At 38.3% G+C, this 13,826-nt stretch carries 16 protein-coding genes; 9 read left to right on the forward strand and 7 right to left on the reverse strand.

Going from position 1 to position 13,826, the window contains the following annotated elements:
* The first annotated feature begins 3 nt into the window (after positions 1 to 3).
* From recR to A6B40_RS09535, 5 genes are all read left to right on the forward strand, one after another.
* Positions 4 to 609: a recombination mediator RecR gene (gene recR, locus A6B40_RS09515; RefSeq protein ID WP_025216863.1), complete on the forward strand. Its 606-nt coding sequence runs from the start codon at positions 4 to 6 to the stop codon at positions 607 to 609.
* Between the two features lie 68 nt (positions 610 to 677).
* Positions 678 to 1,004, forward strand: a complete 327-nt coding sequence (grxD, locus tag A6B40_RS09520) for a Grx4 family monothiol glutaredoxin (protein ID WP_025216864.1) — start codon at positions 678 to 680, stop codon at positions 1,002 to 1,004.
* Positions 1,005 to 1,149: 145 nt separating this feature from the next.
* Positions 1,150 to 2,187, forward strand: a complete 1,038-nt coding sequence (locus A6B40_RS09525; RefSeq protein ID WP_025247423.1) for a branched-chain amino acid aminotransferase — start codon at positions 1,150 to 1,152, stop codon at positions 2,185 to 2,187.
* Positions 2,188 to 2,252: 65 nt separating this feature from the next.
* Complete coding sequence (locus A6B40_RS09530; protein ID WP_112111348.1) at positions 2,253 to 2,762, forward strand: membrane lipoprotein lipid attachment site-containing protein; 510 nt, start codon at positions 2,253 to 2,255, stop codon at positions 2,760 to 2,762.
* Between the two features lies 1 nt (position 2,763).
* On the forward strand, positions 2,764 to 3,108 hold the full coding sequence (locus A6B40_RS09535; RefSeq protein ID WP_025342849.1) for a RidA family protein: 345 nt from the start codon (positions 2,764 to 2,766) through the stop codon (positions 3,106 to 3,108).
* Positions 3,109 to 3,168: 60 nt separating this feature from the next.
* Here A6B40_RS09535 and A6B40_RS09540 read toward each other — a convergent pair whose 3' ends face one another.
* The 4 genes from A6B40_RS09540 to A6B40_RS09555 form a co-directional block, all read right to left on the reverse strand.
* Entirely contained in the window at positions 3,169 to 4,944 is a 1,776-nt protein-coding gene (locus A6B40_RS09540) for an AMP-dependent synthetase/ligase (protein ID WP_176672346.1), read from the reverse strand.
* Between the two features lie 220 nt (positions 4,945 to 5,164).
* Positions 5,165 to 5,734, reverse strand: coding sequence for an elongation factor P hydroxylase (locus tag A6B40_RS09545; protein WP_176672347.1), 570 nt, complete (start codon positions 5,732 to 5,734; stop codon positions 5,165 to 5,167).
* Between the two features lie 8 nt (positions 5,735 to 5,742).
* On the reverse strand, positions 5,743 to 6,597 hold the full coding sequence (locus A6B40_RS09550) for a hypothetical protein (protein ID WP_176672236.1): 855 nt from the start codon (positions 6,595 to 6,597) through the stop codon (positions 5,743 to 5,745).
* A 14-nt stretch (positions 6,598 to 6,611) separates the two neighbouring features.
* The gene (locus tag A6B40_RS09555) at positions 6,612 to 8,336 is read right to left on the reverse strand and encodes a protein-disulfide reductase DsbD (protein ID WP_176672237.1); all 1,725 of its coding nucleotides are present in this window, start codon (positions 8,334 to 8,336) and stop codon (positions 6,612 to 6,614) included.
* Positions 8,337 to 8,547: 211 nt separating this feature from the next.
* On the opposite strand from A6B40_RS09555, the gene artP reads away from it, so the two are divergent.
* Genes artP through artM form a run of 4 tightly spaced genes read left to right on the forward strand, consistent with a single transcriptional unit; the run spans position 8,548 to position 11,389 of the window.
* A complete protein-coding gene (gene artP, locus A6B40_RS09560) occupies positions 8,548 to 9,279 on the forward strand; it encodes an arginine ABC transporter ATP-binding protein ArtP (RefSeq protein WP_138317592.1) in 732 nt (243 codons plus the stop codon).
* 20 nt (positions 9,280 to 9,299) lie between these two features.
* Positions 9,300 to 10,028: a transporter substrate-binding domain-containing protein gene (locus A6B40_RS09565; RefSeq protein WP_025235488.1), complete on the forward strand. Its 729-nt coding sequence runs from the start codon at positions 9,300 to 9,302 to the stop codon at positions 10,026 to 10,028.
* Positions 10,029 to 10,032: 4 nt separating this feature from the next.
* Entirely contained in the window at positions 10,033 to 10,704 is a 672-nt protein-coding gene (gene artQ, locus A6B40_RS09570; RefSeq protein WP_025216873.1) for an arginine ABC transporter permease ArtQ, read from the forward strand.
* 1 nt (position 10,705) lies between these two features.
* Positions 10,706 to 11,389, forward strand: coding sequence for an arginine ABC transporter permease ArtM (gene artM / locus A6B40_RS09575; protein ID WP_025216874.1), 684 nt, complete (start codon positions 10,706 to 10,708; stop codon positions 11,387 to 11,389).
* A gap of 81 nt (positions 11,390 to 11,470) precedes the next feature.
* Here artM and ruvB read toward each other — a convergent pair whose 3' ends face one another.
* The 3 genes from ruvB to A6B40_RS09590 all read right to left on the reverse strand — a co-directional run bounded on the left by ruvB (position 11,471) and on the right by A6B40_RS09590 (position 13,826).
* Positions 11,471 to 12,475 (reverse strand): Holliday junction branch migration DNA helicase RuvB, encoded by a 1,005-nt coding sequence (ruvB, locus tag A6B40_RS09580; RefSeq protein ID WP_176672238.1) that lies wholly within the window; start codon positions 12,473 to 12,475, stop codon positions 11,471 to 11,473.
* A gap of 10 nt (positions 12,476 to 12,485) precedes the next feature.
* On the reverse strand, positions 12,486 to 13,091 hold the full coding sequence (gene ruvA, locus A6B40_RS09585) for a Holliday junction branch migration protein RuvA (RefSeq protein ID WP_176672239.1): 606 nt from the start codon (positions 13,089 to 13,091) through the stop codon (positions 12,486 to 12,488).
* 108 nt (positions 13,092 to 13,199) lie between these two features.
* Positions 13,200 to 13,826 (reverse strand): LysE family transporter, encoded by a 627-nt coding sequence (locus A6B40_RS09590; protein WP_176672240.1) that lies wholly within the window; start codon positions 13,824 to 13,826, stop codon positions 13,200 to 13,202.

Raw genomic sequence — 13,826 nt, forward strand, 5'->3', positions numbered from 1 at the left:
ATTATGCAAACCAGTCCCTTACTTGAAAATTTGATGGAAGCCTTACGGGCGTTGCCGGGCGTGGGTCCGAAATCGGCTCAACGGATGGCGTATCATCTGCTCCAGCGTAATCGTTCAGGCGGCGTAGGTTTAGCCAAAGCGTTAAGCGAGGCAATGAGCCATATCGGGCATTGCCAATCTTGCCGTACATTTACCGAAGAAGATGAATGTAGCATTTGTAAAAATCCTCGCCGTCAGATGAGCGGGCAACTTTGCGTGGTAGAAATGCCGGAAGATATTCAGGCGATTGAGCAAACCGGGCAATTTTCAGGGCGTTATTTTGTGTTGATGGGGCACCTTTCCCCGATTGACGGTATTGGGCCTCGTGAAATCGGGCTGGATTTACTCCAGCAGCGGTTGGAAAATGAATCTTTCCACGAGGTGATTTTAGCGACAAATCCAACCATCGAGGGCGATGCGACAGCAAACTACATTGCCGAAATGTGCAGAATGTACAATGTGAAAGCCACCCGAATTGCTCACGGTGTGCCGGTGGGTGGTTCGCTGGAAATGGTGGATGGTACAACGCTTTCGCACTCTTTTGCCGGGCGGCGTGATATTAGCTTTTAAAGTTATTTCGGTAAAAATGTAATTCTGATACAATTACTCAACTATTCTAAAATTGAGGTTAAACATAAATGGAAACTATCGACAAAATCAAACAACAAATCAGCGAAAACCCAATTCTGCTTTATATGAAAGGTTCTCCAAAATTCCCATCTTGCGGTTTCTCTGCTCGTGCAGTGGAGGCAGTAATTAACTGCCAAGTGCCTTTCGGTTATGTAGATATTTTAACTAACCCTGATATTCGTGCTGAATTACCAAAATTTGCAAACTGGCCAACTTTTCCACAATTATGGGTGGAGGGTGAGTTAGTTGGCGGCTGCGACATCGTGTTAGAAATGTTCCAAAAAGGCGAACTTCAAGCGTTGTTGAAAGAAACAGCAGAAAAACACGCAGCATAATTGCTCGAATTAAAGAATAAGGCTCTTAATCAGATTAAGAGCCTTATTTTTTTATTTGAATCTGCTGAAAATTCTTACCTAGTTAGCCATTTTGTTTTAGAATGTGGAAATTATTTCACAACATAAAAAATAAAAGGACACAACAATGGCATTAAAAGATTTAGATTGGGCAAATTTAGGCTTTTCCTATATCAAAACAGATTACCGTTTTATTGCTCACTGGAAAGATGGCAAATGGAATGAAGGTGAATTAACGCAGGATAATACATTGCATATTCATGAAGGCTCAACAGCTTTACATTACGGCCAACAGTGTTTTGAAGGCTTAAAAGCCTATCGTTGTAAAGATGGTTCGATTAACCTATTCCGCCCGGATCAAAACGCAGAGCGTATGCAACGCACTGCAGATCGCCTATTAATGCCACGAGTGCCAACCGAATTATTTATTCGTGCTTGTAAAGAAGTGGTGAAAGCAAACCAAGATTGGTTAGGCCCTTATGGTTCAGGTGCAACGCTTTATCTACGTCCATTTTTAATCGGTGTGGGGGAAAACATTGGCGTGAGAGCTGCACCGGAATTTATTTTCTCGGTATTCTGCTGTCCGGTAGGTGCTTATTTCAAAGGCGGATTAGCACCATCTAACTTTATCACAACAGACTATGACCGTGCTGCTCCAATGGGTACTGGCGGCGTAAAAGTGGGCGGAAACTACGCAGCAAGTTTATTACCACACGAATTAGCCGTGGAAGAAAGTTCTGCTACCCGTAAATTCGCTGATGCAATCTATTTAGACCCGAAAACTCACACCAAAATTGAAGAAGTGGGAGCGGCAAACTTCTTTGGTATCACTAAAGATAATAAATTCATCACGCCAATTTCAGAGTCAATTTTACCAAGTATCACCAAATACTCATTGCTCCATATTGCCAAAGAACGTTTAGGTATGGAAGCGGTTGAAGGCGATGTGTATATCGACCAGCTTGATCAATTTATCGAAGCCGGTGCCTGTGGTACAGCGGCGGTGATCACCCCGGTTGGCGGCATTCAACACAAAGACAAATTCCACGTATTCCATTCTGAAACGGAAGTGGGCCCTATTACTCGCCGCTTATATGCGGAGTTAACTGGCATTCAGTTTGGTGATGTAGAAGCCCCTGAAGGCTGGATTGTTAAAGTAGAATAATATTTATATCGCATACAAGCGGTCAAAAAATATGATTTTTTTACCGCTTTATTTTTCAAGAGAATATGAAAAAGTTAATTTTTTTAGGTTTAACCGCATTTGCATTAGCGGGTTGTTCATCAAACATTTCTAATTCTAACCAATTAATCGGCAATTGGAAATGTACGATTAATTACAACGATTTTAATATTAGCACGGTGGATAACCTTAAGTTTGCGGCAAATGGTAATATTACCAATCAAGGCACAATTAATTATCCGCTCCAAAAACCAATTTTTATTTATGCTATACAACAAAATGGACGTTGGAATTTACAGAATAATAAAATTGTTTATCGTGTAGTAACACAATCATTAAAACGTACTTATCGCGCCGAGATATGGGCTGAATTACAGCGTGATCCTGCTTTACAACAATTTGAAGAGAATTTATTTAGCTCATTGTCTGATAATGAAAATAATAAAACCATTGAATTAACTGTAACGGATTTTTCTAATCAAAAAATGGAGATCAGACAAGAAGTTAAAGGGCATAGAACGTATAAAGGACAATGTTTAAAAAAGCTAGAGGAATAATATGATTCAACGTATTGAAGTTGGCACTCGCTTCTCGGAAGTTGCTATTCACAATGGAGTGGCGTATTTAGCTGGACAAGTGCCACTTGATGAAACCGCTGATGTTTACACTCAAACCCAACAAGTATTAGCTGAAATTGATAAATGGTTAGAAAAAGCCAACACTGATAAAAGCAAAATTTTAATGGCAACGGTTTATTTAAAAGAGATGACAGACTATGCTGAAATGAACCGAGCGTGGGACGAATGGGTTGCCGAAAATAATGCTCCGCCCAGAGCCGCGGTTGAAGCGAAATTGGCTAACCCAAACTGGAAAGTGGAAATTGTTGTAACGGCAGCCGTATAACAAAAAGCAGATCAGTGATCTGCTTTTATGTGAATTTCACTTAAAACTCAAAGAGTTGTGCTATTTATACATTTGCTCAATTTGTTCTTTGTAGCGTTCCAAAATCACTTTTCGTCTTAGTTTTAAGGTAGGTGTAATTTCTTCCATTTTAGTTGTAAATGCTTGAGATAATAAGGTAAATTTTTGTATCTGTTCAAAACTCGCAAGATCTTTTTGCAATTCATTTATGCGTTGTTCGAACATTTTAACCACTTCAGCATTTTTTATCAGCTCTAAGCGATCTTGATAGCGGATATTCAGTTTCTTGGCGTATTCCTCAAGGCTGTCAAAGCAAGGGACAATCAATGCAGAAACATATTTTTTCGCATCAGCAATAATGGCAATTTGTTCTATAAATTTATCTTTACCAATTTTCCCTTCAACATATTGTGGTGCAATATATTTGCCATTTGAGGTTTTCATTAACTCCTTAATTCTATCTGTAATATAAAGATTACCTTGAGCATCAAGTTCTCCTGCATCCCCTGTTTTCAAAAATCCATCTGCTGTGAAAGTCTTAGCGGTTTCTTCAGGCTTTTTGTAATATCCTCTCATAACGGCTCCGCTTCGTACTAAAATCTCATTTTCTTCACCGATTTTAACTTCTGTACCAGGCATTAAGACACCAATTGAATGAACATTGATATTGTTCTCTGACCAGCAGGAAACTGTGGCAGTAGTTTCAGTCATACCATACCCAAGTTTAATGTTAATACCAATACTTTGGAAAAAAATACCTATAGAAGGATCAAGTGTTGCACCACCGCAGGGCATCATACGGATTTTTCCACCGAGAAGAGAACGTAATTTGGATAAAACCAATTTATCTGCAATGATGTATTGCAAGCGGTTTAAAAAAGTTGTTTTTTTACCAAGTAAATGGGATTGAGCCGAGCGAATAGCCCAATTAAACAAGGTTTGGCGGTGGCTTGGAGCTTGATTTACTTTATCCCATATTGCCGCATAAATTTTTTCATAGAATCTTGGTACAGCACACATTAAAGTCGGTTTTAGTGCAGTAAGAGCATCACGAACTTGATGGGGATCTTCCAAATAACAGTTTATAGCACCTCGGTGTAGAACATAATAGACCCAAGCCCGTTCAAAAATATGAGAAAGGGGTAAAAATGAGAGCGATACATCATTTTCATCGATGTTCGGAAGTGCTTTATCGTGAGCCTGAAGCTGATAAGCTAAATTCGCATAATCTAGCATTACCCCTTTTGGTTCACCTGTTGTGCCTGATGTATAAATAAGCGTGAATAGGTCATCTAAACGTTTATCATTTAATCGTTGATTCAATTCAGTATCATTTGGCGATACGTTGATAAAATCTTGCCAATGTTGAGCAATTTTGATATCACGCAATTTAATAGACTGTTTCATTGCCACTATTTTTTGTAATAGTGGACACTTGTTCGCTATTTCAATAGCAATATCATATTGTTCTTGATCGCCAACAAAGAGAATTTTAATATCGGCATCGTTTAAAATATACTCAACTTGTTTGGCAGTGTTCGTTGCATAAATTGGCACGCTAACGGCACGAATTTGCATTGTGCCGATATCAGCAATCGTCCAACGAGGCATATTTTGTGCAAAAATAGCCACTTTGTCTTGCACCCCAATACCACTAGCTAGCAAAGCATAAGAAAGTTCATCAATATGTTTTTGCAATGTTACCCAATTCAACTCCACCCATTTCCCATTTTGGAGAAAACGAGCTGCGGGTTGTAGAGGTAATCTCTGAGCTTGTTGGTGAAAACGATTGATAAAGTGGAAGTCTAAAGATGTCATCATTCTGTTTTTAATTTTAAATTTCAGTGAACAAGTGTACTCTAATATAACTATTTTTATCCGATAAATCTAGGAAAAAGTAACAAGTGTACGCTGAAATTAAATGGGGGGAGAAGTATCAATTAGAAGATGATGTTAGCAAATTGTCTGGTGTGTAAATTTTGCAAAAAAGACCGCTTGTAATGTTTACAAGCGGTCATATTTTTTCAGATTTTTGCAACTAAATTCGTTCAATATTAAATTGTTTTAAGTCAATTACATCAGGCGTGCCATAAAACGCACATAATGCTTTACGCAAGGTTTCGGCTCGTTTAGGGAGATAACCTCGTTCTGCGTAAGTTTTTACTTGAGCATATACTGCTTGTTTGAATGCAGAATTATCGCCCGGGTTGCCGGAGAGATTATCGGCACTCGCAAAATAGCGGAAGCCAGCAGCGGTCGCGAGTACCCATTCTATTGCTTGAGGCTTAATTTCCGCGCTCTCAAATTCACGTTGGCGTTCGGCTGATCTACCGTCCGGTTCATACCAATAACCGAAATCCTCTAGTTTTCGGCGTGCTTCGCCTGCAACCAGCCAGTGAGCAATTTCGTGCAATGCACTGCTGTAGTAGCCGTGGGCAAACAAAATGACATTGTATGAGCGTTCGCTTGGTACGCCGTCTTCATCTAAAAATGCCGGCAAGTAGATTGGGTAATCACCACCTCGTTCCAAGCGAGTGTTGTATTCGCCTGAGAAGCATTCATCAAAAATGCGAATAATATCTTCAATCTTATGGTTTTCTTGGTTTATAGTTAAGTTCATATCTTGCCTACTGTGATAGAGATTTTATTTGCTTTATTTTTTATTTCGTCTTTTATATTCATAAACTCTTCTATAATAGCATTTTTGCATATCCCTATAATGTCTTTTCCTTTTTTATGCTCAATCCCAATTCCTAAAAAATTAAAATTTGTTATATTTATAAAGAAAGTAGGGGTGTTATGATATATATCATAATATTCGAGAGAACCGCTAAATTTATCACTGTCAAAATTAAAAAAGCAACCGCCGCTCATTCCTTTAAAAGAGTACCCTTTATCTTTGAATCCATCATAATAATAGCTGACATTTTTAAGATCGTGTAAACCTTTAATATAGTAACCATCATACTTATTAAACTTAATTAATGCACCCAAAGATTGATTTAAAGATGAGCGAAGCTTTTGATGTCCATCATGTGGTTGAGTTTTATAATATGATGTAAATAGACTTTGAATATCAGTATCTTTATTTATTTGGGTTTTTTCTGTTTTCTTTTGAGGAAAACCAGCCCAAAAGAAATTATCTACTTCTTTAAGTTGTTCTGATGGTTTAGCCTCAAGCATTATATAGGAATGATCTCTAATACAAAGAGTGACTAATATTATGATTAAATCTAATTTATTACTTCGATAAAAATATTGAATATATTTTGAAAAATCCACTTCTCCATTCTTTGTTATAAGATAAAGTCCATACCTCTTATAGTCATAGTTATCATTAATACAATGACCAGCAGTAAGGAAAAATAATCTTGCATTATAGCTAACCAAGGTTAATGTTTCCGAAAAAATATAATTCCCTAAAATATCCTTTGTATAAAATGGAAGTATATATTTTTCATATTCTGTCATTTTTTGAATCTTCTTCATAATAAATTATTCAACCACTTTACAAATTTTTCTGGATCTAAAAAGCCGGTTACACGGGATTGGCTTAATTCATTGCCATTTTCATCGAAAAACAGGATTGTAGGTAAACCTAATACATTAAAATGTTGCATAAATGCAATATTCTCTGTGGAGTTTTTGGTGAGATCGATCTGTAAAACAACCATCTCATTGAGTTTTTGCTGAACATTAATATCTGTAAATGTATATTTTTCAAATTCTTTACAGGCAACACACCAATCTGCGTAGAGATCTAACATCACTTTTTTACCTTTGGAAGCGGTTAATTTTGCCTCTAAATCTGCAAGTGAGTGAATTTGCTCTAACGTTAAGTGTTGAGTATTTTGTTTCTCGATTTGAGAGCCATTCCAAACTAGATCTGTCCAAGGCTTAGCGGCAAAGGCTAAAGCAATGAGTAAAAAGATTTTGATAATTTTTCTGATTATAGAATGAGATGGAATTGTCTCTAATAACCAAATCAAAAATGCAACGGCAAGTGCCGACCACAAAAAGGGTTCATAGTGGCTTGGCAACACGCGGCTTAATAAAAATACAGGCAGTGCAAGCATCACAAAGCCAAATGTAGTTTTGACTTTTAGCAACCATTCGCCTGATTTCGGCAGAATTTTATTACCAAATAGTGTAATAAGAATAAGCGGAAGCCCCATTCCTAATGCTAATAAGTAAAGAGCTAATCCTCCGGTTAATAAATCGCCACTTTGAGCAACATAAAGCAATGCACCTGAAAGAGGGGCTGAAGTGCAAGGGGAAGCAATTAATCCCGCGATCATACCCATTACAAAAACGCTGCCAAATGCACCACCTTGCTGTTTTTGGCTCATTGCATTCAGTTTTTGTTGCCAGCTATTTGGTAGTTTGATTTCATACAAACCAAACATTGAGCAAGCAAGTAAAATGAAAACAATGGATAAACTAATCAATACAGGTGGACTTTGCAGTGCGGCTTGGAATGGCAAACCAATTGCCGCTACAATTAAGCCAAGTAACGTATAAGTTAGAGCCATACCTTGAACATAGGCTAGGCTTAACAATAGGGCTTTTGCGGTAGAAGGGCGTTCTTTATTGCCAATCACAATGGCAGAAAGCAATGGTAACATTGGCAGTACGCAAGGCGTGAAAGCCAAACCTAACCCAAGCACAAAGAACCAAAAAATCGAAAAGCGGTTGTTTGATAGCTTATCGGCAAGTTTATCTTGTTCTGATTTTGCAAAATTTTCGCTATTTTCAACCGCTTGTTCTGCCAGTTCTTCAGGATTTGCGGTAAGAATACTATCGAATTTCAGTTCTAATCGTTCGGGTGGGTAGCAAAAACCTTTGGTACAACCTTGATAAACCACCTCAATAGCTGCATTATCTTTAACGTCTTTAAACGGCACGGCTAATTGTAGTTCGTTTCGGTAAATTTCAACCTGCCCGAAAAATTCGTCATTATACTGCTCAGCCGCTGGGAATTTGATGTCGCCAAGTTCAATATTCTGTGGTGTAATTTTGATCTCTTTTTTATAGAGATAATAATCTTCGGCAATGTTCCAATTAAGTAGCAGGTTTTCATTGCGGTTTTCTAACGAAAAAACAAAGGCTTCTTCCGCTTTTAAAAATTTAGGTTTAGAAGAGAAAAGCCCTGCGTGAGATGAGCCTATCATCAACAGGCTTAAAAATAGGGAAAAAAGCGTCTTAATCATATTCAATCAAGCATTTTAAAATTCTATTGAACGGATTATAACGCAATAAATTGCAAAATTCTGAAGAAATTGAACCGCTTGTACTCTTTTAACTTCGACAAGCGGTCATTTTTTAGTAAAAAATTACAATAAAATAAAAAAGTTATTGCATATTTATGCAGGAATAATTACTATTCATTCATTATTTTAAAGTGTAGTAGGATTTTAACGAATGGCAATTCGCATTCAAAATGTCAATTTTTTTTACGGCTCAAACCAAGCCTTATTTGACATTAATTTAGAGATTGAAAAAGGCGACACAGTTGTCTTGCTTGGTCCAAGTGGGGCAGGTAAAAGTACCTTAATTCGTACATTAAATTTAATGGAAGTGCCGCAATCCGGCACATTAGCAATTGCAAATCATAAATTTGATTTAGCCGCGAAAACAAATAGTAAAGAAGTAAGTTTATTACGCCGTGAAGTGGGAATGGTATTTCAACAATATCACTTATGGCCACATTTGACAGTAATGCAAAACTTAATTGAAGCTCCAATGAAAGTGCTTGGGTTAAGCAAAGAAGAAGCAATAAGCCGTGCGAAAACACACTTGGCACGTTTACGTTTAGGCGAGTTTGCAGAGCGTTTTCCGTTGCATCTTTCCGGTGGTCAGCAACAGCGTGTGGCAATTGCAAGAGCCTTAATGATGCAGCCACAAGTACTACTTTTTGATGAACCGACTGCAGCTCTTGACCCTGAAATTACTGCTCAAGTTGTTGATATTATTAAAGAGCTTCAACAAACAGGCATCACGCAAGTGATTGTAACCCACGAAGTTGGTGTTGCTCGCAAAGTAGCAACGAAAGTGGTGTATATGGAAAAAGGTTCAATTATTGAACAAGGCGATGCAAGTTGTTTTATGAAACCAAAAACCGCTGAGTTTGCAAATTATCTTTCACACTCCTAATAAAAATAAGGAACACAACAATGAAAAAATTACTTTTAGCGACTTTAATTGCCACCTCTGCAATGGCAAACGCACAGCAAGAAATTACTTTTGCAATGGAGCCAAGCTACCCGCCTTTTGAATTAACCAATGAGAAAGGTGAAATTATCGGCTTTGATGTGGATATCGCCAATGCGATTTGTAAAGAAATTAATGCGACTTGCCACTTCAAAAGTATGTCGTTTGACTCATTAATCCCAAGTTTAGTGAAAGGTCGTGGTGGTTTTGATGCGGCAATTTCAGCAATTGATATCACAGAAGCTCGTGCAAAACAGGTGTTATTCTCTGAGCCATATTATGAAAGTTCTGCAAGCTTTATTGCGGTAAAAGATAAAGGTTTAACGCTTGAAACAGCGAAAAAAGTGGGCGTGCAGAACGGTACCACTTACCAACAATATATTGCAAATGAAGCGAAGCAGTATTCAGTGTCATCTTATGCTAGTTTACAAGATGCTATTTTAGACCTGAAAAATGGACGTATTGATATTATCTTTGGTGATACTGATGTGGTAAGAGAAATGTTCGATAAAAACCCTGAGTTAGGTTTTATTGGCGAAAAAATTACCGATAAAAAATACTTCAATAATGGTTTAGGTATTGCGGTAAACAAATCTAAAGCTGAGTTAGTTGAAAGCCTAAATAAAGGTATTAAAGCGATTAAAGAGAATGGCGAATACCAAAAAATCTACGATAAATGGATGACAAAATAATCTGATGTTTACTGATTATCTTCCCTTAATTTACACCGCAACCCTAATGACCTTAGGGTTAGCGGTTTGTTCTTTACTACTTGGCTTTGTGCTGTCTATTGGTTTTGTTTCCTTAGAAACAAGTAAGTGGGCTGTTGTGCGTAAAGCAACGAGTACTTTTTTAACATTACTACGCGGCTTACCGGAAATTCTGGTTGTCTTTTTGATCTATTTCGGTACGCCTGAAGTATTGGAATTGCTGACAGGGCAATATGTTGAAGTTGGACCGTTCGGTTGTGGTGTTGTAGCACTTTCATTCATTTTTGCTTCCTATGCTTCACAAAGTTTGCGTGGTGCAATTCAAGCTATTCCGCTTGGGCAGTGGGAGTCTGGAGCAGCTCTTGGTTTAAGCCGCAGTTATACTTTTATTCATATTGTGATGCCTCAAGTATGGCGACACGCTTTACCCGGGTTGAGTAACCAATGGTTAGTATTACTGAAGGATACCGCATTGGTTTCGCTTATCGGTGTTCACGATTTAATGCGTCAAACTGACTTGATTAACACTCGTACTCACGAACCGTTCACTTGGTATGGTTTAGCAGCCTTAATTTATTTAGCGATTACCTTAATCAGCCAGGTATTTATCCGCCGTCTTGAATTGCGTTTTACTCGTTTTGAAAGAGGAGGCAGATAATATGTGGCAAGAATATTTGAGCGTGATTGCACAGGGTATTCCAACCAGTCTTGCTTTAATGGCAGTGGCATTGGTTGTTGGTTTTATATTGGCAGTAAGCCTCACTTTTTTACTTTCAATGGAAAATCGCCCGGTAAAATGGGTGGTTAATAGTTTCTTAACACTGTTTACAGGTACACCATTGTTAGTTCAGTTTTTCCTGATTTATTATGGACCGGGACAATTTGAGTGGATCACGCAAAGTGCTGTATGGGGATTGTTTTCAGATGCTTGGTTCTGTGCCGTATTGGCATTATCATTGAACAGTGCCGCATATACGACATTATTGTTTCACGGTGCGGTAAAAGCAATCCCAAAAGGGCAATGGGAAACCTGTGCGGCATTGGGTTTAAGCCGTTTAGATACGCTTAAAATTTTAATTCCTTATGCGTTAAAACGTGCTTTACCATCTTACAGTAATGAAATTATATTAGTTTTCAAAGGTACATCGCTTGCCTCAACCATTACGATTATGGATATTATGGGCTACGCTCGCCAATTATATGGCACGGAGTATGATGCTCTAACCATTTACGGAATGGCTGGTGTGATCTATTTAGTGATTACAGGCATTATGACAGTAATACTCAGAAAATTAGAAAGCAAAGTATTAGCCTTTGAGCGACTCGAAGTAGAAAAAGCGTAGCTACAAGCGGTTAAAATTAGCTCATTTTTTACAAATGAAAGCGGATAGTTTTGAGACTATCCGCTTTTTATATCTATTACTTTAATCAATTTTGGTGATGCCTAAATGTGCGTAGGTTCTATTAGTGGCAATTCGCCCCCTAGGAGTACGTTGTAAAAAACCTTGTTGAATTAAGTAAGGCTCTAACACATCTTCAATCGTGTCTCGCTCTTCGCCAATCGCTGCTGCAAGGTTATCTAAACCAACAGGGCCACCGTCAAAACGCTCTACAATTGCTTGGAGTAGTTTGATGTCCATAAAATCGAAGCCCTCAGAATCTACATCAAGCATTGCTAAGGCTTGCTTTGCAATATCAGACGTAATAATGCCGTTATTGCGAACATCAGCGTAATCTCGCACACGGCGAAGTAGGCGGTTAGCAATACGAGGTGTACCACGTGAGCGGCGAGCTACTTCATAAGCTCCATCTGCGGATAAATTAAGATTAAGACAGTCCGCACTGCGTTTTACAATTAACGTGAGATCGTCCACTGAATAAAATTCTAACCGCTGTACAATGCCAAAACGATCCCGTAATGGTGAGGTGAGTGATCCAGCACGAGTAGTTGCCCCCACTAAGGTAAAGGGAGGTAGATCAAGTTTAATTGATCGTGCGGCAGGACCTTCACCAATCATAATATCGAGTTGATAATCTTCCATTGCAGGATAAAGCACTTCCTCGATAGCGGGAGATAAGCGATGAATTTCATCAATGAAAAGTACATCATAAGGCTCAAGGTTAGTGAGCATTGCGGCTAAATCGCCAGCTTTTTCTAATACAGGTCCGGAAGTCGTGCGGATATTCACGCCCATTTCATTTGCCACAATATTAGCAAGGGTAGTTTTACCTAAACCGGGAGGACCAAAAATCAGTAAATGATCGAGAGCCTCATCACGCAATTTGGCGGCTTTGATGAAGATCTCCATCTGATCACGCACGGAAGGTTGCCCAACATAATCGGCAAGCAATTTAGGGCGGATTGCACGGTCGATGACTTCTTCCTCACGCTTTGGCGAGGCACTAATAATTCTATCTGCTTCAATCATAATTTACTGTTTATAACGAATTTTTTAATGCCTCACGAATGAGCTGTTCACTGGTTGCCCCCGCTTTATTGACTTTCTTGATCATTTTTTCTGCATCAGTTGATTTATAACCTAAGGCAATTAAGGCATCAAGGGCTTCATTTGCCGGATCTGGCGTATTGCTTGCAACAATGTCATCCTGTGAAACTTCAACAAAGAAATCAGTTTGAGCAATGCCTTTAAATTTACCTTTTAGCTCAACAAGCAAACGTTCTGCTGTTTTTCTGCCAATACCCGGAATTTTAGTGAGTTTTACTAATTCTTCATTTTCAATTGCTGTCGCAAATTGTGAAACCGACATTGCAGAAAGAATAGCAAGAGCAAGTTTTGGACCAACACCATTGGTTTTAATTAGCTCACGAAATAAGGCTCTATCTTGTTTTTGGGCAAAGCCAAAGAGTAAGTGAGCATCTTCTCGCACCACTAAATGGGTAAAAATAGTGGTTTCATCGCCTACTTGTGGCAAGCTGTAGAAGCTCGTCATTGGGAGAAGTAATTCATAGCCCACACCTTGTACGTCCAGTAAAATTTCTGGTGGTTGCTTTTCAATAATTTTGCCGTGTAATCGTCCTATCATTGTTTTATCCGAAAGTTAAAATTGGCAGTAGCATAGCAGAAACTGTATAAAATAACACTATTTATTCTCTACCTGATTTGCAAATTTTTTGCTAAAAACAACCGCTTGTTATCTGATGAGATGAGTAAAGCCTTCATAAATCAGCATAAAACCAAACAGGATAAAAATCACGCCTGAGATGTTATCAATATAGCGGCTATGCTTTGCGTAGAATTGTCTGATAGGCTGACGAGAAAAGAGGAGAGCGACCAGACAGAAATAAGCCAATGTGCTTATTACAAATAAAAAGAGTAGTTCAAACATTTGTGATGTTTGAGTGAAATTACTTAAATAAGCAGAAACAACGCTGGTAAAGTAAACCCCTGCTTTCGCATTGAAAATATTGATTAATAAGCCTTTTTTAATTTCTTCACAATTATTGAGCGGTATTAGCTCAGTTTTTTGTTCTTTAAACCTAACACTTTCAGTTACTCTTACCATTTTTGAACCGATATATACAAGGTAGCCGCCACCAATTAACATAATGCTATATTGGAAAATTTCGCCCATACTTTTGCTTAGCCAAGCCAGCCCGAAAATGGCGAAACTTGCCCAAAAAATAATGCCAATAGAAATGCCGATTGCCGCTAAAATGCCTTTTTTAATAGAATGGCTGGCAGATTGTCTAACGACATAAAAGAAATCAGGGCCGGGGCTGACTAGCCCTGCTAAGTGAATAAATAAAATTGTCAGCAT

Origin of the sequence: Mannheimia varigena, assembly GCF_013377235.1 — a bacterium.
In the GTDB taxonomy this organism is placed as follows: Bacteria; Pseudomonadota; Gammaproteobacteria; order Enterobacterales; family Pasteurellaceae; genus Mannheimia; species Mannheimia varigena.

Bases quoted from the DNA above. Each gene is read 5' to 3' on its own strand.
- recR (WP_025216863.1), top strand. From the start codon at position 4: ATGCAAACCAGTCCCTTACTTGAAAATTTGATGGAAGCCTTACGGGCG.
- grxD (WP_025216864.1), top strand. From the start codon at position 678: ATGGAAACTATCGACAAAATCAAACAACAAATCAGCGAAAACCCAATT.
- A6B40_RS09525 (WP_025247423.1), top strand. From the start codon at position 1,150: ATGGCATTAAAAGATTTAGATTGGGCAAATTTAGGCTTTTCCTATATC.
- A6B40_RS09530 (WP_112111348.1), top strand. From the start codon at position 2,253: ATGAAAAAGTTAATTTTTTTAGGTTTAACCGCATTTGCATTAGCGGGT.
- A6B40_RS09535 (WP_025342849.1), top strand. From the start codon at position 2,764: ATGATTCAACGTATTGAAGTTGGCACTCGCTTCTCGGAAGTTGCTATT.
- A6B40_RS09540 (WP_176672346.1), bottom strand. From the start codon at position 4,944: ATGACATCTTTAGACTTCCACTTTATCAATCGTTTTCACCAACAAGCT.
- A6B40_RS09550 (WP_176672236.1), bottom strand. From the start codon at position 6,597: ATGACAGAATATGAAAAATATATACTTCCATTTTATACAAAGGATATT.
- A6B40_RS09555 (WP_176672237.1), bottom strand. From the start codon at position 8,336: ATGATTAAGACGCTTTTTTCCCTATTTTTAAGCCTGTTGATGATAGGC.
- artP (WP_138317592.1), top strand. From the start codon at position 8,548: ATGGCAATTCGCATTCAAAATGTCAATTTTTTTTACGGCTCAAACCAA.
- A6B40_RS09565 (WP_025235488.1), top strand. From the start codon at position 9,300: ATGAAAAAATTACTTTTAGCGACTTTAATTGCCACCTCTGCAATGGCA.
- artQ (WP_025216873.1), top strand. From the start codon at position 10,033: ATGTTTACTGATTATCTTCCCTTAATTTACACCGCAACCCTAATGACC.
- artM (WP_025216874.1), top strand. From the start codon at position 10,706: ATGTGGCAAGAATATTTGAGCGTGATTGCACAGGGTATTCCAACCAGT.
- ruvB (WP_176672238.1), bottom strand. From the start codon at position 12,475: ATGATTGAAGCAGATAGAATTATTAGTGCCTCGCCAAAGCGTGAGGAA.
- ruvA (WP_176672239.1), bottom strand. From the start codon at position 13,091: ATGATAGGACGATTACACGGCAAAATTATTGAAAAGCAACCACCAGAA.
- A6B40_RS09590 (WP_176672240.1), bottom strand. From the start codon at position 13,826: ATGCTGACAATTTTATTTATTCACTTAGCAGGGCTAGTCAGCCCCGGC.